Source organism: Streptomyces sp. NBC_01314, from assembly GCF_041435215.1.
In the GTDB taxonomy this organism is placed as follows: Bacteria; Actinomycetota; Actinomycetes; order Streptomycetales; family Streptomycetaceae; genus Streptomyces.
In genome coordinates this window covers 8,573,937-8,592,116 of the sequence record NZ_CP108394.1, presented here as the reverse complement: position 1 = coordinate 8,592,116, position 18,180 = coordinate 8,573,937, and the positions used below count along the sequence as shown (strand labels likewise).

18 protein-coding genes are annotated in these 18,180 nt (G+C 71.7%); 13 read left to right on the top strand and 5 right to left on the bottom strand.

The window, feature by feature from the left end; genetic code table 11:
* Positions 1–89: 89 nt before the first annotated feature.
* The gene (locus tag OG622_RS37730; RefSeq protein ID WP_371581107.1) at positions 90–1,454 is read right to left on the bottom strand and encodes an MFS transporter; all 1,365 of its coding nucleotides are present in this window, start codon (positions 1,452–1,454) and stop codon (positions 90–92) included.
* Positions 1,455–1,980: 526 nt separating this feature from the next.
* Between OG622_RS37730 and OG622_RS37725 the strand changes: the two genes are divergently transcribed.
* The 13 genes from OG622_RS37725 (at position 1,981) to fabG (ending at position 14,122) form a co-directional block, all read left to right on the top strand.
* Complete coding sequence (locus tag OG622_RS37725; RefSeq protein ID WP_371581106.1) at positions 1,981–2,814, top strand: class I fructose-bisphosphate aldolase family protein; 834 nt, start codon at positions 1,981–1,983, stop codon at positions 2,812–2,814.
* Positions 2,811–4,049 carry a 3-dehydroquinate synthase II family protein gene (locus OG622_RS37720; RefSeq protein WP_371581105.1) on the top strand — a complete coding sequence of 413 codons (1,239 nt, stop codon included), beginning with the start codon at positions 2,811–2,813 and terminating at the stop codon, positions 4,047–4,049. The genes OG622_RS37725 and OG622_RS37720 overlap by 4 nt, the downstream gene beginning before the upstream one ends.
* Before the next feature lie 6 nt (positions 4,050–4,055).
* The gene (locus OG622_RS37715; protein WP_371581104.1) at positions 4,056–5,468 is read left to right on the top strand and encodes a class I adenylate-forming enzyme family protein; all 1,413 of its coding nucleotides are present in this window, start codon (positions 4,056–4,058) and stop codon (positions 5,466–5,468) included.
* 141 nt (positions 5,469–5,609) lie between these two features.
* Positions 5,610–5,885, top strand: coding sequence for an acyl carrier protein (locus tag OG622_RS37710; RefSeq protein ID WP_371581103.1), 276 nt, complete (start codon positions 5,610–5,612; stop codon positions 5,883–5,885).
* Positions 5,882–6,199: an acyl carrier protein gene (locus OG622_RS37705; RefSeq protein ID WP_371581102.1), complete on the top strand. Its 318-nt coding sequence runs from the start codon at positions 5,882–5,884 to the stop codon at positions 6,197–6,199. The genes OG622_RS37710 and OG622_RS37705 overlap by 4 nt, the downstream gene beginning before the upstream one ends.
* Positions 6,189–7,400, top strand: a complete 1,212-nt coding sequence (locus tag OG622_RS37700; protein WP_371584346.1) for a beta-ketoacyl synthase — start codon at positions 6,189–6,191, stop codon at positions 7,398–7,400. The genes OG622_RS37705 and OG622_RS37700 overlap by 11 nt, the downstream gene beginning before the upstream one ends.
* Positions 7,397–8,302, top strand: a complete 906-nt coding sequence (locus tag OG622_RS37695) for a hypothetical protein (RefSeq protein ID WP_371581101.1) — start codon at positions 7,397–7,399, stop codon at positions 8,300–8,302. Before OG622_RS37700 ends, OG622_RS37695 begins: the two co-directional genes overlap by 4 nt.
* Positions 8,289–10,013, top strand: a complete 1,725-nt coding sequence (locus OG622_RS37690) for a class I adenylate-forming enzyme family protein (protein WP_371581100.1) — start codon at positions 8,289–8,291, stop codon at positions 10,011–10,013. Before OG622_RS37695 ends, OG622_RS37690 begins: the two co-directional genes overlap by 14 nt.
* Positions 10,010–10,564 carry a hypothetical protein gene (locus OG622_RS37685; RefSeq protein ID WP_371581099.1) on the top strand — a complete coding sequence of 185 codons (555 nt, stop codon included), beginning with the start codon at positions 10,010–10,012 and terminating at the stop codon, positions 10,562–10,564. Before OG622_RS37690 ends, OG622_RS37685 begins: the two co-directional genes overlap by 4 nt.
* Positions 10,565–10,567: 3 nt before the next feature.
* Positions 10,568–11,488 (top strand): NAD-dependent epimerase/dehydratase family protein, encoded by a 921-nt coding sequence (locus OG622_RS37680; RefSeq protein WP_371581098.1) that lies wholly within the window; start codon positions 10,568–10,570, stop codon positions 11,486–11,488.
* The gene (locus tag OG622_RS37675) at positions 11,485–11,808 is read left to right on the top strand and encodes a hypothetical protein (RefSeq protein ID WP_371581097.1); all 324 of its coding nucleotides are present in this window, start codon (positions 11,485–11,487) and stop codon (positions 11,806–11,808) included. The genes OG622_RS37680 and OG622_RS37675 overlap by 4 nt, the downstream gene beginning before the upstream one ends.
* A complete protein-coding gene (locus OG622_RS37670; RefSeq protein ID WP_371581096.1) occupies positions 11,805–13,406 on the top strand; it encodes an MFS transporter in 1,602 nt (533 codons plus the stop codon). The genes OG622_RS37675 and OG622_RS37670 overlap by 4 nt, the downstream gene beginning before the upstream one ends.
* Positions 13,403–14,122 (top strand): 3-oxoacyl-ACP reductase FabG, encoded by a 720-nt coding sequence (gene fabG, locus OG622_RS37665; protein WP_371581095.1) that lies wholly within the window; start codon positions 13,403–13,405, stop codon positions 14,120–14,122. The genes OG622_RS37670 and fabG overlap by 4 nt, the downstream gene beginning before the upstream one ends.
* A gap of 79 nt (positions 14,123–14,201) precedes the next feature.
* Here the strand turns inward: fabG and pgi are convergent, their stop codons facing one another.
* The 4 genes from pgi to secG form a co-directional block, all read right to left on the bottom strand.
* A complete protein-coding gene (pgi, locus tag OG622_RS37660; RefSeq protein WP_371581094.1) occupies positions 14,202–15,857 on the bottom strand; it encodes a glucose-6-phosphate isomerase in 1,656 nt (551 codons plus the stop codon).
* A gap of 70 nt (positions 15,858–15,927) precedes the next feature.
* A complete protein-coding gene (locus OG622_RS37655) occupies positions 15,928–17,190 on the bottom strand; it encodes an MFS transporter (protein ID WP_371581093.1) in 1,263 nt (420 codons plus the stop codon).
* Positions 17,191–17,365: 175 nt separating this feature from the next.
* On the bottom strand, positions 17,366–17,701 hold the full coding sequence (locus OG622_RS37650; RefSeq protein WP_003957010.1) for an RNA polymerase-binding protein RbpA: 336 nt from the start codon (positions 17,699–17,701) through the stop codon (positions 17,366–17,368).
* A 228-nt stretch (positions 17,702–17,929) separates the two neighbouring features.
* The gene (gene secG, locus OG622_RS37645) at positions 17,930–18,160 is read right to left on the bottom strand and encodes a preprotein translocase subunit SecG (protein ID WP_029181151.1); all 231 of its coding nucleotides are present in this window, start codon (positions 18,158–18,160) and stop codon (positions 17,930–17,932) included.
* Positions 18,161–18,180 lie beyond the last annotated feature (20 nt).

Below are 18,180 nucleotides of genomic sequence, written 5' to 3'. Positions count from 1 at the left end.
GGTCCGGGGAACTGCGCTGCCAGCCCCACCCACCCGCACCCGTCGGCGAACCGCGACCCTCCCGGCTCTCGGCTCTCGGCTCTCGGCTCTCAGGCGGTGAACTCCTCCCCGCGGGTCTCCGGCAGCGCCAGCAGGCACAGCAGGCTCACCAGGCACAACCCACCCGTGTAGAAGCCGAGCACCAGCGGCGACGACCACTGGCTGTTCAACCACGTCGCGACGAGCGGAGCGAAGCCGCCGCCCAGCGTGTTGGCCAGGATGAACGCCGCCGACGCCCCGGTGTAGCGCAACCTCGCCGGGAACAGCTCCGCGAGAAACGCCGCCACCGGGGAGAACATCACGGCGAGCAGCATGAGCCCGACGGTGTACGCACCGGTGATGACGAGCGCGTTGCCCGAGCTGAGGGACGCGTACATGGGGACGGCCCACACGACGCAGCCGGCCGCGCCCGTCAGCATGACCGGCCGGCGTCCGATCCGGTCGGCGAGCCGGGCGACGGGCAGGGTGATCGCGATCCCGGCCGCCGCCCCGACGCTCGCGGCGGTGAGCATCGTGTTCTGGGGGATGCCGAGCGACTTCGGCCCGTAGGACAGGCTGTAGACGATCGTCAGGTAGTACACGGCCGAGCCGCCGATCGCCGCGCCCGTGCCGAGCAGCAGCCGGCCGGGGTACCGCGAGATGAGCGCACCGAGCGGGAAGCGCGCCGCGGGTGACGCCTCGGACTCCGCCGCCGAGGACGAGCCCTTGAACACCGGCGACTCCGACACCGTCGTCCGCACCCACAGCCCGACCAGCACGAGCACCGCGCTGAGCAGGAACGGCACGCGCCAGGCCCATTCGGTGAAGCCGTCGCGGCCCACGATGTTGAGGGTGGGGAGGATGACGGCGCTGGAGAGCAGGAAGCCGAGGGAGGGGCCGACGTTCGGGACGGCGGCGTACAGCGCGCGGCGACCGGGCGGGGCGTGCTCGGCGGCCAGCAGGACCGCGCCGCCCCACTCGCCGCCCATGCTGACGCCCTGCAGCAGCCGGAGGGTCACCAGGAGGACGGGGGCGAGGAGTCCGGCGCTCTCGTAGGTCGGGAGCAGGCCGACGCCGACCGTCGCGACGCCCATGAGCAGGAGGGACGCGACCAGGGCTCGCCGGCGGCCCAGCCGGTCGCCGATCGTGCCGAACAGGATGACGCCGAGGGGACGGGACAGGAAGGCCGCCGCGAAGGTGAGGAACGCGGCGAGGGTGGAGACGGTCGCGTTGCCGGAGGGGAAGAACGCGGGTCCGAGGACGAGTGCGGAGGCCGTGCCGTAGACGGCGAAGTCGTAGTACTCGATCGTCGTGCCGATGAGGCTGGCGGCGGCGACCTTGGGGGCCTTGCTCGGCTCGGCCGGCGACGAGGACGGTAACGCGACCTGTGCGGGGCCCACGGCCTCGGCGACGGTCTCGGAGGGGGATTCGGGCATGAGGGCTCACTTCCGGTACGCCCGGACACGAATGGTCCGGGCCCAGATGGGGACGGCCACGCATGAAACACGAACCGGAGTGCGGATGTCACCCTAGGCCGGGAAATTCGATTCCCACAAGGAAGGGTCGGAAAAGACCGACCGGAGATGTTCGTCGAATCATTTCGATGGCAGAGTAAGCGTCGATTACACGCGACAACGACATTTAAAGCGGGTAATCCCAGGTAATCCCATGTGATCCCGCTATGCGTGGGGACAGGTCGCCAGAATGCACCACGAACACCACCCTCGGACGCCGTCAACCCGGGGGATCCTGTCAAGTCGCTATCAAATATCTATGTGTTCACGCGCATAAAAATTTGCCGATGGTCACGCCTTGCCAACACCCGATCACCCACGAAATGCTGAAGTCCGGCAGAACTTGAAAGTTCTACGACCATCGTTTTTCGGACATGGAGACCGCATCGGGTCGTCGCGGTTCGACTTTCTGAAATGCGGCCCGCAGAGCCGGGAAGGCGCATTACCCATGCTGAAAACTGGCAAGCCATTACGCTGGAGAAGACTTTCGCTGACCGGCGACGACCGGCATTTGCTCATTCCGCTCGACCACAGTGTTTCGGACGGTCCGGTCGCCCCTGCGGGCCAGTGGGAGAACCTGCTGAGGGAGCTGGTGGCCGGCGGGGCCGACGGGATCATCGTCCACAAGGGACGCGCCCGCACGCTCGCCCCTGACCTCCTCAGGAACTGCGCGCTGGTGGTGCATCTGAGCGCCAGTACGGCCTGTTCCGCCGATGTCGACGCCAAGGTGCTGGTCGGCGATGTCGAGGAGGCGGTGGCACTCGGCGCGGACGCTGTCAGCGTCCATGTGAACATCGGCTCGGACACCGAGGGGCGGCAGCTCGCCGACCTGGGCGCGGTGGCCCGTTCGTGCGACACCTGGGGCATGCCGCTGATCGCGATGGTCTATCCGCGCGGCCCCCGGATCGAGAACCCGCACGATCCCGTTCTCCTCGCGCACGTCGTGAACGTCGCCGCCGATCTGGGCGCCGACATGGTGAAGACCACCGTCGCCCTGCCGCTCGACCGGATGGCCGAGGTGGTGGCCCACAGCCCCATCCCCGTCCTCGCGGCCGGCGGTCCACCGGACGGCTCCGACCTCATCGAGTACGGCACCGCCGTGATGGCGGCGGGCTGCCGGGGACTCGCCGTCGGCCGCCGGATCTTCTCCTCCCCCAACCCCGCCTCCCTGGTGTCGCGGCTCGCCGCGGTGGTGCACGGACACGCCGACGACGACCTCCGTGATCACATGAACATGACAACCCATACCCCTTACTCGACGATCGTGGCAGGTGTCGCATGAGATTCGCGTGGATCGATCTCCGTGAAGTCCCCCGTCCGCAGCTCCAGGCGGTGGTGGACGCTGCCGTCCACGCCCGGATGGCCGGAGTGGTCTCCGCCGACGCCGCGTTGCTGGGGACGCTGCCGCCGACGGTGACCCGGGTGCTGGTGTCCGGGGAGCCGACCGCCCCGGTCGCGAGGAAGGCCGGTGAGAAGGGCTCCGACAAGGGGGGCAAGGAGACCAAGGGCACGGGCGACGCCGCGCCCTCCGGCCCCGGCGAGGCCCTCGCCGGCACCGGGATCGACGTCGTACTGCGGAAGTTCACCACCCAGGACGAGCTGGACGCCCTCGCCGCGGAGAACCGGGCCGCCACCCGTGCGCCCGCCACGGGTGAGCCGGGCAGCCGTACGCCCGTCGCCGGATTCGTCGACGTACGGGACGACCGCACCCTCCAGCTGTCGTGCGTGGGCGCGATGGCACTGCCGTACACGCTGATCCACTTCGCCGATCCGACGAAGATCCCGCTGGAGATCGTGCTCGCGGCGGCCGAGTCGGCCGAGGGCAAGCTGGTGACGGTCGTCGGGGACCTGGAGGAGGCGGCCATCGTCTTCGACGTGCTCGAACGCGGCTCGGACGGCATCCTGTTCACGCCCCGCGGCGCCGACGACGTGTTCGCGCTGGCCCGTCTGCTGGAGGCGACGACACCGCAGCTGGAGCTGTCCACGCTGACGGTGGAGAGCATCCGGCACGTCGGGCTCGGCGACCGGGTGTGTGTGGACACCTGCTCGCACTTCGAGGAGGACGAGGGCATTCTCGTCGGCTCGTACTCGTCCGGTTTCGTGCTCTGCTGCAGCGAGACGCACCCGCTGCCGTACATGCCGACCCGGCCGTTCCGGGTCAACGCCGGCGCCCTGCACTCGTACACGCTGGGCCCCGACAACCGCACCAGCTACCTCAGCGAGGTCGGCTCCGGCAGCGTCCTGCTGGCGGTCGGCGCCGACGGCCGCACCCGGCGGGTGGTGGTCGGGCGGGCCAAGCTGGAGTCCCGGCCGCTGCTGGAGATCCGTACCCACGCGGAGGACGGGCGGCTGGTGAGCCTGACCGTGCAGGACGACTGGCACGTACGGGTGCTCGGACCGGGCGGCAAGGTCCTCAACGTCACCGAGTTGCGGACGGGCGACGAGCTGCTCGGCTATCTGGCGCAGGACAAGCGCCACGTGGGCCTGCCCATCGGCGAGTTCTGCAAGGAGGTCTGAGGCGTCATGGGCGAACTCGTGGCGGCCGCGGCCGGTGAGGACGGGATGGGCGTCCTGGTCCAGCGGCTGTTCGACGCACGGGACGACGGCCTGCCGTACCTGACGCATCAGCGGGAGACCGTCGGCCGGGGCGAGTTACGGGAGCGGGTGGCCAAGCAGGCCGCCGTGTTCGCCGGCTACGACATCGGGCCCGGCAGCACGGTGGGGCTGCGGACGCCGCCCAGTTTCACCCAGGTCGAGGTACTGCTCGCGCTGTGGCGGCTGGGCGCGCAGGTGATGCTGTTCGACTTCCGGCTGAAACCCGCCGAGGTGGACGCGCTCTGCGCCACCTGCCGTCCGCAGTTCATGGTCCGGGCCGGGTCCAACGTCCGGGCGGCGTTCGGCTTCCGGTCCGAGTACGAGGTCGCCACCGAGTGCCGCAGGGCCGGGCGGCCGGCCGACGGCGAACACCGGCTGGTCCAGTTCAGCTCGGGCTCCACCGGACGGCCGAAGGTGATCGGCAGGACCGCCGGGTCGATCGCCGCCGAGATCGAGTCGTTCGCGGCCGTTGCCGGCATGCCCGGCGAGGGCGACCGGCTGCTGCTGCTCAGCTCCACGGCGCACAGCTTCGGACTGCTCGGCGGGCTGCTGCACTCGCTGGCGGCGGGTGTCTCCGTGGTCTTCGCGCCCCGGGTCTCGGCCCGCGACATCCTGCGGACCTCGGCCGACCACCGGATCACCACCCTGTTCGGGGTGCCGATGCACTACGAACTGCTCGCCGCCGCCCTCGATCCGCCCGAGCTGCCCGCGCTGCGGACCGCCGTCTCGGGCGGCGAGCTGATGCCCCCCGAGGTCGCCGCGCGGTTCGCCGAACGGTACGGCGTCACGGTCGGCGAGGCCTACGGCACCACCGAGACCGGCATCGTCGCCATCGACGTCGGCGGCACACTGCGGCCCTCGGTCGGGCGGCCCGCGCCTGGTCTGCTGGTCCGGGAGCACCATGGCGAACTGGACGTCGCGCTCGGCGAGTCGCCGTATCTCTTCGACTCGGGCGGCACCCAGTACACGGACGGCTGGCTGCACACCCGTGACCGAGCCACGGTCGGCGCCGACGGAACGGTCACCGTGGGCGGTCGCACCGACTCCCTCGTCGTCATCGGCGGCCTCAAGGTCGACCTCACCGAGGTCGAGCACGTGCTCCGCGCGCACCCGGCCGTCGAACAGGCGGTTTTGGTCCACGAGGACGTGACCGAGGCGTACGTGGCGGTCGCCGCCGGGGCCGGGAGCCCGTCGGCGGAGGAGTTGCTGCGCTGGTGCCGGGAGCGGCTGGCCGACTACAAGCTGCCCCGCGTGATCCGGCTGATGGAGGCCCTGCCCCGCACGTCGAACGGGAAGCTGGTCCGCCAGGCGGCGACGTTGCGCGAGCGCTGCGCCGGGTAGTGCCGCCCGGTCGAGCCGCTGGGCGGGCCGGGGGCCTTTCGGCCGGTCGTCGTCCTCGGGTCGTCCGTGGCTTGTCGCGCGGTTCCCCGCGCCCCTTCGGGCGCGGACATCTTGCTGGATCCCCCACTGGAGCTACTTATCATGAGCACATCAACACTGGACGCCGAGATCCGTGAGTTCGTCCTGACCACCGTCATCGACGAGATGAACATCCTGCTGAGCCGTGACGGCATCACGGACGAGAGTCCGGTGACCGTCGGCGGGCTGGAGCTGGACTCCCTGAGTCTGATCGAGCTCACACTGCGGCTGGAGTCGCGGTTCGGCGTGGAGATCCCGGACACCGACATCGAGCCGTTGGCCTCGCTGACCCTCGGCGGGCTGGTCACCGAGGTCGTCGGGCGCGGGGCGAAGGCATGAGCGCGGACGCCCCCGCGTCACCGGTCACGGAAGCGTCCGCGCCGTCCGTCATCACCACCGGCACCGTCCGGGAACTGCTGTCCGACCGCAAGATCTTCCCCGGCGTCCCGGACGACCTCGGCGACGACGCCGAACTGGTCCTGGACTCCCTGGGGTTGGTGTGGCTGCTGCATGTGGTGGAGGAGCGGTACGGCCTGGTGGTGGAGCCCGGCGACGAGGACATCGCGGGCCTGACCTCGCTCCGCCGGCTCACCGAGTTCCTGAGCGCGGCCGGGGCGGGTGCGGTGGAGGGGGGTGACCGCGTTGACCGGTGACGTGACGGTGACGGGGTTCGGCGTGCGCACCGCCTTCGGCACGGGTGCGGACGCCCTCCGCCGCGGTGTCTTCGCCGGCGTCCCCTCCTTCGCCCCCACCACCCGCTTCGACACCGGCCCGTACCGTACGCCGATGGCCGCCGCCGCCCCCGACGGCCCCGACGCGGTCGAGGACTGGGCCCTGCGCCATGCCCTCGCACGCTGCGGAAGGGAGGCCCTCGACATGGCGGACCTGCCCCGGGGCACCGGGGCGGCGGTCCTGCTGGGCATCGCGGGCGACTGCACGAGCATCACCAGGTACTGGCGGGACGCGGCGGCGGTGCAGGGGGCCGACGAGAACGCCGGCGCCGTCGGGGACCGGGGCGCGGCGGCTGTCCGGCTCGCCGACGCCGTCCCCGCCCGGCTCGCCGAGTCGCTGGCCGGAGGCCTCGAACTGACCGGCCCCCGGCTCACGTTCACCAACGCCTGTGTCGCCTCCGCCGCTGCGATCATCCACGCCTGTCGGCTGATCTCGTCCGGCCGGATCGACGTGGCGGTGTGTGCCGGCGGCTACCTCGTGGAGGAGGAGACGTTCGGGAAGTTCGACTCGGGGCGGGCGTTGTCCCGTGACGGCATGGTGCGGCCGTTCAGCGCCGACCGCACCGGACTGCTGCTCGGCGACGGGGTCGCGGCCGTGGTGCTGGAGTCCGCCGAGCACGCGCGGCGGCGCGGGGCCCGCCCGCTGGCGGGCGTGGTCGGCTGGGGCGCGGCCACCGACGCCCACCACATCGCGCAGCCGCACCCGGAGGGCGTCGGCCTGGCCCGCGCGGCCCGGCAGGCGCTGCGGCTGGCCGGGGACCCCGACGGGTCGGGCCTCGGCTATGTCAACGCCCATGGCACCGGCACCAAGTACAACGACGGCGCCGAGACCCGGGGGCTGCGCGCCGCCCTCCCGGAGCGGGCCGAGTCGATCCCGGTCAGCTCCACCAAGAGCACCACCGGCCATCTGCTGGAGGCGGCCGGTGTCGTGGAGTTCGTGATCACGATGCTGGCCCTCATGGACGGTGTACTGCCGCCGACCGCCAACTTCACGCGGGCGGACCCGGAGTGCGACCTCGACTACGTGCCGAACCGGCCCCGGCAGGCCGACCTCCGCCGGGCCCTCACCATCAACGCCGCCTTCGGGGGCGCCAACACCGCACTCGTCCTGGAGCGGCCGTGACGACGACGGACAACAGCGGGAAAGCCGCACCGGCAAGCGGCGGGGAGGCGTCGGCCGAGAAGGCACCCCTGCGTTCGCCCCTCGGCGTCCTCACCACCGCCACCGCGACCCACGGCACCGGACGGGACGGCGACATCCGGCTGCCGCGCCTGCCGGGGTTCGTGGAGTCGGCGTTCAGCCCGATGGCGTACGAGGTCGCCGCGCGGTGTCTGACCGAGCGGCCGGGTGGGGGCACCTCCCGCTCGAGCGAAGCCGAGAGTGGGGGAGGCTCCCGTACGGCCGTCGCGCTGCTGAGCCTCATGGGTGACACCACCACGGCCGATCTGGCGAGCCGGCGGGTGGTGTCCGGGCGGGTCCACAACCCGCTGCTGTTCATGCAGTCCACCGCCAACTCCGTGCTGGGGCACATCAGCCGGGAGTTCGGGATCACCGGGCAGATGTTCAGCCTTTCCACCCTCGACGACCCGGTGACCGAACTGCTGGCCATGGCGGACCTCCTCCTGGAGGACCCGGAGCTGGACCAGGTCCTGGTGGTCGGCCTGGAACTGGGCGGCGGCGAGCGGCTGGCCGCCGTGCACCGGGAACTCTCCGCCGACACCGGCCGCCCGGTCCCGGACCTCCCCGAATCCGCCGCCCTGGCGGTGGCCGTCCTGCTGGGCCGCCCCGGTGCCGGCGCGCCCGTGACCATCCGTGCGACGCGGACGTACGACGGCGATCGGTCGGCGGCCTCCGCGCACCCCGGCAGCGTCCAGGGCCTGTTCGACCTGGCCGCCGCCCACCGGCGGCTGCTGCGGGACGGCGGCACCCACGTCCTGGTCACCGAACCCGGGACGCCCGCGTTCCTCCTCGACGCCGAACGGCTCCCGGAAAGAATCGAGACGGAGACCCATGCTCATCAGTAGGCAGGAGCGGGCGCGGATCTGCTCCGACACCGACCTCGGCGCCGGGAACGTCCTGCGGCGGCTGCGGGCGTACGAACGCCCGCTCGACGAGCCGGTGTTGCGGACCGACGGCACCTGGCGGGCACCGGACGGCAGCCGCCCCGAGGTGCTGACGCTCGGGCAGTTGTACGAGGTGGTCGAGACGTACGCGGGCTGGTACGCGGCCCGGGGCGTGCGGCCCCGGGACCCGGTGGCCGTCCACTCCTTCTCGGCCGTCGAGTTCGCGGTGAACTTCCTGGCGCTGACGTCACTGGGCGCCGTCCCGTCGTTCGTCAACGGCAATCTGTCCCCGGAGATCGCCCGGGAGTACGTCCGCCGGCAGGGCGCGGTGGGCGTCTTCACGGACGAGGCACACCGCGAGGTGTCGGCCGACGACGCCAAGGGTTCCGCAGGCAGTACCGGCCCGGGGTTCCGCGTGACCGCCGCCGACATCCGGCCGGAGCACCGCGCGTCGCTTCCGCCGTCGTACCCGTACCGGCACGACCCGTCCGACCCCGTGCTCATCTCCCACTCGTCCGGTACCACCGGCATGCCCAAGGGCGTGCCGCACACGCACCGGACGCTGATGTACGCCCAGGTGCACCGGCTGCGCTTCTCCACCGGCGCCGACATGGAGCGCACGCTGGTGGGACTGCCCGGCGCGCACAACGCGATGGTGGCGACGCTGCTGTACTGCCTGCTGCTGCGCACGGACATCAAGCTGCTCTCCAGCCAGCGCGGCACGGACGTGCTGGACGCCGTCGAGGAGTACCGGCCGACGACCGTGCTGGCCTTCGCCGGGACCTTCGGCGAGATGGCCGCGGAGGATCTGACGTCGCGTGATCTGTCCAGCGTGCAGGTGTGGTTCAACACGGGGGACGCGGCGCACGAGGCGCACATCCGGGCGCTCGTCCAGCACGGCAGCCGTACCGAGATCCGCCGCGACCTGAGCCGCGTCCGGGTCGACGGCTCGGTCTTCGTGGACGGGCTCGGTTCGTCGGAGGCCGGCTACTCCGTCTTCCACAACCGGCACACCAAGGACACCTCGGCCTACTCCCGCTGTGTCGGCAAGCCGATCAGCTTCGCCGAGGCCGCCGTGCTCGCCGAGGACGGCACCCCGCTGCCACCCGGGCAGATCGGGCGCCTGGGCCTCAGGTCGCCCACGCTCACACCCGGTTACTGGAACGACTCGCTCACCTGGAACCGGATGCGGCTCGGCGGCTACTGGCTCACCGGCGACCTCGCCCACCAGGACGAGCAGGGCAACTTCTACCACCTCGACCGGGTCCCGGACGCCGTCCGCACCCGCGCCGGGATCGTCTTCAGCACCCGCACCGAGGAACTGCTCCTGGCCGAGCTGCCCCGGCTCGCCGACTGCACGGTGGTCGGGGTCGCCCCCGACGGCGTACGCGCCGACTGGGACGGCGACGGCGAGGCCGAGGCGTACGCGCTGCTCCAACTCGTCGACGAGAGCGGAGCCGAGGACAGCGGTGAGGGCGACGACGAGGTGTGGACCGGGCGCGTCAACGCCGTGCTGACGGCCGCCGGGTTCCCGCCGGTGACCCGGGCGCTGCGGATGAAGCCCGAGGACGTGGCCAAGGGCGCCACCGGCAAGGTTCTCAAACGAGTGATGCGCGACCGGTTCGCCGCCGACATGGCCACCGCGGTCGCCGCCGAGGAGCAGCACGCATGAGCACGCACCCCGACGCCGACGGCGTCAATCACCGCGCCCGCGCGAGTGAGGCCTACCGGCTGTGGTGGCAGCACGACGCCAACTGGTACCAGGGGGTGGCCGCGCGGTTCGGGCAGGAGGTCGCCAACGAGATCAACGCGGAGGCGCTGGGAAAGGTCGCCCTGCACGTCGGGCAGCGGGTCGCCCGGCTGTACGGGCCGCTCCCGGACACCGGCGACCGCCGCAAGGACCTGGAGGAGCTGCGCCGCCGCTACGACGACTGCGGTGACCGGATGTTCCCGCCGGAACTGCGCAACGCCTCCACCGAGGTCGAGGACGACAACCTGATCGTGCTCACCCTGAAGCGGAACTTCGCGATCACCATGGTCCGGATGGCCGGTTCCCTGGAGGGCTACCGCTGCCCGTGCACCGCCATCCACGCCGGCTGGTCCGAGGGCCTCGGTGTGGCCCTCGCGGAGAACCGGGCCGAGAGCTGTCTACGGGACGGCGACAAGGCGTGCCGTCTGCTCATGCGTGTCTCCACCCCCGTCGCACCCGGTTCGGAGGGCTGAGGCATGCGCGTACTCGTCGCCGGGGCCACCGGAGTGGTCGGGCATCCGCTGGTGGGCGCGCTGCGGGCGCGGGGTCACCATGTGAGCGCGCTGGTACGGCAGGGCTCCCGGGGCCGGGCCCCCGAGGCGGACGAGGTGGTGGTCGCCGACGCCCTCGACCGTACGGCCGTGCTGTCGGCGGTGTCGGCCGCCCGGCCCGAGGTGGTCGTCCACCAGTTGTCGGCCCTGCGGCTGCTGCGCGACGACCCGCCGGGAGCCTTCGCCCTCACCGCGCGGCTGCGCACCGAGGGCACCGCCCACCTGGTCGAGGCGGCCCGCGCGGCGGGCGCGCGCCGGATGGTCGCCCAGTCCATCGCCTTCGCCGCCGCCCCGGCGGGCGAGCCGGTCCTCGACGAGGACGCGCCCCTGTACGTGGACGCCCCCGACCCCGGCTGGGCCTCGACGGTGCGGGCCGTCGCCGAGCTGGAGCGGCAGGTGACGGGCAGTGACATGGAGGGTGTGGTGCTGCGCTACGGCACGCTGTACGGCCCCCGCACTGCGTACGCCCGTACCGGCACAACCTCCGGGTCCGTCCTGGCCGGACGGCTCCCGCTGCCCGGCGGCGGGGCGGGAGTCATGTCGTTCCTGCACGTCGAGGACGCCGTGGGGGCGGCCGTGGTGGGCGTCGAGTCCGACGCCACCGGGGTGTTCCATGTGACGGACGACGACCCGGCCCCCGCCGCGCAGTGGCTGCCGCACCTCGCCCGGATGCTCGCCGCCCCCTCCCCGCGCACGGTCCCCGCGGCCCTCGCGCCCCGGCTTCTCGGCTGGTTCATGGCCCACCAGCTCACGTCCGCGCACGGCGCCGCCAACGACCGGGCCCGTACGGCACTGGGCTGGAAGCCGGCCAGACCGACCTGGCGTGACGGGCTGGGCCAGGAATGACCCGTGCCGATGACGCCCTCACCGTCTGTGTGATCGGCGCCGGTCCACACGGCCTGTCGGTGCTGGAGCGGATCCGCGCCGACGCCGGTGGGGCCGTGCGGCCGGTCGAGGTCCACACGGTCGCCTCCGAGGTGACCCTGTTCACCGACGACAACCACCTGGAACGGGTCTTCGGGCACCTGTCGCGTGCGGCTCCCGCCCTCGGGGTGCCGGTGGAGGGCCGTCGTCTCCGCAAAGCCATGCACGGACACGGATACGAAAACGGAAGCCGGGGCGAGGCCGTCGTGCGCGGTCGCGAGAACTACGGAGCAACGCTGTGACCACCGTGAGCCGGGCGACCGGGAAACCGGCCGCCGCACCCACCCGCTCCTGGCCCGTCCTCCTGGTCGTGGTCTGCGCGCAGATGCTGATCTGGCTGGACACCTCGATCCTCAACGTCGCCGTCACCACCCTCGCCGACCCGGTGAAGGGCCTGGGCGCTACCCCCGGCGAGCTGGAGTGGGTGGCGAGCGCCTACACCCTGGTCGTCGCCGGCACCCTCTTCGCGGGCGGCGCGCTGGCCGACCGTTTCGGCCCCCGGAACACGCTCGTCGCCGGGCTCGCGCTGATCGGTGTGGCCTCCGGCGCGGGCGCGTTCGTGGACAGCCCGGCGTGGCTGATCGTCGCGCGGGCCTTCATGGGTGCGGGCAGCGGTCTGCTCATGCCCGCGACGCTGACGGTCATCGTGCAGAGCACCCCGGAGGACAAACGCACCCGGGCGATCGCGATCTGGAGCTCGTCGAGCGGCCTCGGCGTGGCCGTCGGCCCCGTCGCGGGCGGGGCCCTGCTCAGCCAGTTCTGGTGGGGCTCGGTCTTCCTCGTCAACGTACCGATCGTGGCCCTGTGTCTGGTGGCGGTCGTGGCCGTCGTCCCCGACCTGGGCGGCTCCCACCGCCGGGTGCTCGATCTGCCGGGGCTGGGGCTTTCGGTGCTCGGCCTGGGCGGCGTGGTCTACGGCATCATCGAACTCGGCGGCGGCAGCACCTGGTACGGCCCGCACGTCCTCCTGCCCCTGGTGCTGGGCGGTGTCGTGCTGGCCGTCTTCGTCGCCGGTCAGCGCAGGTCCGCGACGCCGAGCCTGGATCTACGGCTCTTCCGGCAGCCCGGCTTCACGGCCGGCAGTGTGGTCCTGCTGATCGCCTTCATGGCCCTGGCCGGTCACCTGTTCTACGCGGCCTTCTATCTCCAGGGCCCCCGCGGCCTCTCCCCCGCCGACGCCGGAACCGTGATGATCGCCGCCGCCGTCGGCATCGTCCTGGGCAGCCAGGCCTCCCCGGCGCTGAGCCGCCTGCTGTCGGCCCGCTGGACGGTCGCGTCCGGCGTCCTGGCCACCGCCGCCACCTACGTCGCCTACGCCTGGCTCGACGGGCGCACCCCCCTGTGGACCGTCGCCGTACTGCTGTGGATCCAGGGCTTCGGCATGGGCCTGGTCGGCACCCCGGTCACCGCCGTGATGATGCGCGGGGTGCCGCCACAGCTCGCGGGCGCCGGTTCCGCCGTCAACAGCGTCACCCGGCAGGTCGGCGGCACCCTCGGGGTGGCGATGGCCGGCTCGATCCTCTCCGGCGTCTACCGGGACCGGATGGCCGACGCCGAACTGCCCGGCACCGCGCAGGGCCTGTCACCGGCCGGCGAGGAACAGGCCCGCACCTCCGCCGAGGCCGCCCGCTCCCTGGCCGACTCCCTGAACCTGCCCGAGTTGGCGACCACAGCCGACCGCGCCTTCCTCGACGCCATGTACGCCGCCACACTCTCCGTCGCCGTCCTCGCCCTCATCGGGTGCGCGGTGGCCGTCGTGGGTCTGCGCACCCGTGCGGCACCCGAAAACCGAGAACACACGAGGCCGTCGGACCCGGCACCGGAAGGACGGACGCGATGACACGGACGACGACAGCCCGTTCGGTCTTCGTCACCGGCGGGAACAGGGGCATCGGGCTCGCCGTCGCCCGCCGTTTCGCGGCGGCCGGGGACCGGGTCACGGTGACCTACCGAGGCGACGAGCCCCCTGCCTCCGAGGGATTCCTCGCCGTGCGGTGCGATGTGACGGACAGCGGGCAGGTCGACCTGGCCTTCAAGGAGGCCGAGGCCTCCCACGGGCCGGTCACCGTCCTGGTCGCCAACGCGGGCGCCGCCCAGGACCGGCTGCTGGTGCGGATGACCGAGGCGGACTTCACCTCCGTCGTCGACACCAACCTCACCGGAGCCTTCCGCGTCGCCCAGCGCGCGGTACGGGGCATGCTCCGCGCGGGCCACGGCCGTATCGTCCTGGTCTCCTCCACGGCCGCCCTGCGCGGCGCCCCCGGCCAGACCAACTACGCGGCGGCGAAGGCCGGCCTCGTCGGCTTCGCCCGCTCCCTCACCCAGGAACTCGGCCCCCGCGACATCACCTGCAACGTCGTCGCCCCCGGCCTCACCGAGACCGACATGAGCCGCGCCCTCACACCGGACCAGCGCCGTGAACTGCTGCGCGCCACCCCCGCCGGACGTCTGGGCACCCCCGAGGAGGTCGCCGAGGCGGTGGCCTTCCTGGCCGACGCCGGTTATGTACGCGGCGCCGTGATCCCGGTCGACGGGGGCGCCGGGCTGGGGCACTGAGGCCGGCACCGAGGCCGGGTGGGGAGGTGGACGTCGCGCGGCCGCCCGCTTCCCCACCCCGTACGCGCGCCCCGTACGGCTACCGCCGTCCGCGCAGCGCCCGGTACTTGGCGACCAGCGCCTTCGTGGACTCGTCGAGGCCCGGCACCTCCGCGCCCTCCGTCAGCGCCGGTTCCACCCGCTTGGCGAGGACCTTGCCCAGCTCGACGCCCCACTGGTCGAAGGAGTCGATGTTCCAGACGGCACCCTGTACGAACACCTTGTGCTCGTACAGCGCGATCAGCTGGCCGAGGACCGACGGGGTCAGCTCCTTCGCCAGGATCGTGGTCGTCGGGTGGTTCCCCTTGAACGTCTTGTGCGGCACCAGCTCGTCCGGCACCCCCTCCGCCCGCACCTCGTCCGGCGTCTTGCCGAAGGCCAGCGCCTGCGTCTGGGCGAAGAAGTTGGCCATGAGGAGGTCGTGCTGGGCCTTGAGCGTGTCACCGAGCTCGGCGACCGGCTCGGCGAAGCCGATGAAGTCCGCCGGGATCAGCTTGGTGCCCTGGTGGATCAACTGGTAGTACGCGTGCTGCCCGTTCGTCCCCGGCGTGCCCCACACCACCGGCCCGGTCTGCCACTCCACCGGCACCCCGTCCCGGTCCACGTACTTGCCGTTGGACTCCATGTCCAGCTGCTGCAGGTAGGCCGTGAACTTGGACAGGTAGTGGCTGTAGGGCAGCACCGCGTGGGACTGCGCGTCGTGGAAGTTGCCGTACCAGATCCCCAACAGGCCGAGGAGCAGCGGCACATTGGACTCGGCGGGCGCCGTCCGGAAGTGCTCGTCGACCACGTGGAATCCGTCGAGCATCTCCCGGAAGCGGTCCGGACCGATCGCGATCATCAGGGACAGCCCGATCGCCGAGTCGTACGAGTAGCGTCCGCCGACCCAGTCCCAGAACTCGAACATGTTGGCCGTGTCGATGCCGAAGTCCGACACCTTCTCGGCGTTCGTCGACAGCGCCACGAAGTGCTTGGCGACGGCGTCGGAGCCGGCCTTCAGCTCTGTGAGCAGCCAGTCGCGCGCGGAGGTGGCGTTGGTGATCGTCTCGATCGTGGTGAACGTCTTGGAGGCGATGACGAAGAGCGTCTCCGCCGCGTCCAGGTCCCGCACCGCCTCGTGCAGATCGGCGCCGTCCACGTTCGACACGAAGCGGACGGTCAGATCGCGGTCGGTGAAGGAGCGCAGCACCTCGTACGCCATCGCCGGGCCCAGGTCGGAGCCGCCGATGCCGATGTTGACGACGTTCTTGATGCGCCGCCCGGTGTGGCCGGTCCACTCGCCGGAGCGGATGCGCTCGGCGAAGCCGCCCATCCTGTCGAGAACGGCGTGCACACCCGGCACCACGTTCTCGCCGTCGACCTCGATCACCGCGTCGCAAGGGGCGCGCAACGCGGTGTGCAGGACGGCGCGGTCCTCGGTGGTGTTGATCTTCTCGCCGCGGAACATGGCGTCCCGCAGACCGAACACGTCGGCCGCGGCGGCCAGCTCACGCAGCAGCCGCAGCGTCTCGTCGGTGACCAGATGCTTGGAGTAGTCGACGTGCAGATTGCCGACCTCCAGCGTGTACCCGGCGCCGCGCCCCGGGTCGGCCGCGAACAGCTCGCGCAGCTGCACCTCACCCTGCTGCTCCCGGTGCTCGGCCAACGCGGCCCACTCGGGCGTCTGGTTGAGCCTGGTACGGCTTTCTGCGTTCATCTCGGACTTCAGCCTTCTTTCCTACCTGGTCCTGCGTACCTTGCCCCGCTGCCGGTCCCAACTTAATTGATCACGACGGAACACGAGCTGTCGTCCCCTGGTCGTCCGGCTCGACAACAGATACGTCCGCCTTGAGCGCCGGTATCAGCACGGCGACGGACAGGACGAAAAAGGCAGCGGCGAGCAACGCCGGCGTGTTCGCTCCCCAGAGCGTGGCGACCAGCCCGCCCAGCAGGGCGCCCAGCGGCGCCCCGGCCACCCCGACCGTCCGAAAGGCGGAGCCGACACGCCCGAGCAGGTCGACGGGCACCCGCTGCTGCATGAGAGTCGTGGTGTTGACGTTCCACACCATCCCCATGGCCCCGAAAACGGCGAGGCTCACCGCCAGCGTCACCAGGCTGCGCACCGAGCCCATCACGACGAGCGCCCCGATCTGCACCCCACCGGCCAGCAGCACGGCACGCACCCGCCCGACCCGGGCCACCAGCCGTCCGTTCACCGCACCCCCGGCGAGGCCGCCCACCGTGTACGCGGTCGTCACCGCCGCGAACCCGGCGTTGCCCGCGTCCAGCCGGCCGGTCACCAGCAGCACCAGCGTGGCGATGAGGGCGCCCATGCCGACGTTGCACAGCGCGGTCGCGGCGCACAGCCCGCGCAGGGCCCCGTCCCGCCACAGCGTCCGCAGCCCCGCGGCGATCTCCGCGCGCAGGGTGCTGCCCGCGGGACGGGGCTCCCGCTCGGGCGGGGCGGCGCCGAGCGAGGCCACGAGGGCGGCGGCGACGAGGTAGGTCAGCGCGTCCGCCGCGAAGGGGACGGCGGCTCCGGCGGCCAGCAGCAGGGGGACGAGTGGCGCGGCCACCAGCCCACCGGCGATCCGTTGGCCGGTCAGCAACCGGGTGTTGGCGCTGCCCAGGGCGTCCCGGCCCACCAGGGCGGGCAGCAGGGCCGTGGCCGCGTTGTCGAAGAGTGTCTGGAGTGTGGTCAGGGCGAAGGCGAGGGCGATCAGCAGAGCGATCGAGGCGTGGTCGAGGACCACGGCCACCGCGAAGCCCGCCACCAGCAGACCGCGCGTCACATCCACCGTCCACATGGCCCGCCGCCGGTCCACCCGGTCGGCGACGGCGCCGCCCAGCAGTCCGAAGAGGAGCCACGGCACATAACCACAGGCCGCGACCGAGGCGACGAGCAGCGGCTCGTCCGTCAACGTCACCGCGAGCAGCGGCAGCGCGGCCGTACGCAGCGCGTCCCCGAAGCTGGAGAGCACGGCCGCGCTCCACAGCCGTAAGAACGCTCCGCGGTAGGCGGCCGCCGCCCCCTCCTCAGCCCCCGCCATGCGTCCCCCTCACGATTCGTCGATGCACAAACCGTAGAGGGACCCACTGACAATCAGCCTGACCTGCGCAAACGCAAACATCGCGGGCATCACGGGCATCACGAGCCACCCGCCCGAACAACTGCGCCCGAACAACTGCGGCCGGGCACCCTCGGTGCCCGGCCGGTGTCGACTTCTAGATTTCACCCCGCAGTTTGGCGAGCGCCTCGGCGAGGATCGCCTCGCCGTCCGCGTCGCTGCGTCGCTCCCGCACATAGGCGAGGTGCGTCTTGTAGGGCTCGGTGCGCGGTGGGTCCGGTGGGTTGTCCCGGTCCTGTCCGGCCGGGAAGCCGCAGCGCGGGCAGTCCCAGGTGTCGGGGACCTGTGCGTCGCTGGCGAAACTCGGCTGGGTCTCGTGTCCGTTGGAGCACCAGAAGGAGATGCGAAGCCGGGGTGCGGACTCGCCGCGCTCGGCTTCGCCCATCGGCCCCGCCCCGACCCGGCTTCCTCGGATCGCGTTGCCACTTGCCACGGTCGTAACTCCCTGCGTGATGGTGCGGCGAGGCGAGTCGGCGTTTCGCTTCGCTGCGGCGCCTCAGTCTACGTAAGGCCCAACGCGCGTCCAGTGACTGGAGTTACATCCCGCCCACAGACGCAAGCCCCATGATAGGCCGCGTTCGAAGTCGCGTACCCAGCATGGGGCTTTACGTGCGGATTGGTGCGTCCGTGACGCCTTGTCTCGCCGATGTCGGTCTGACGGTCAGTTATTGACCTTCATGAGGATGCCGAGTACGACAATGCACGCGAACCACAGCAGACCGACCACGACGGTGATCCGGTCGAGGTTGCGCTCGGCGACCGAGGAGCCACCGACGGAGGACTGCATACCGCCACCGAACATGTCGGAGAGGCCGCCGCCCTTGCCCTTGTGCATCAGCACCAGCAGCATCATCAGCAGGCTGAACACGATCAGGGCGATCGAGAACCCCATAACCACGGCTGGACCAACTT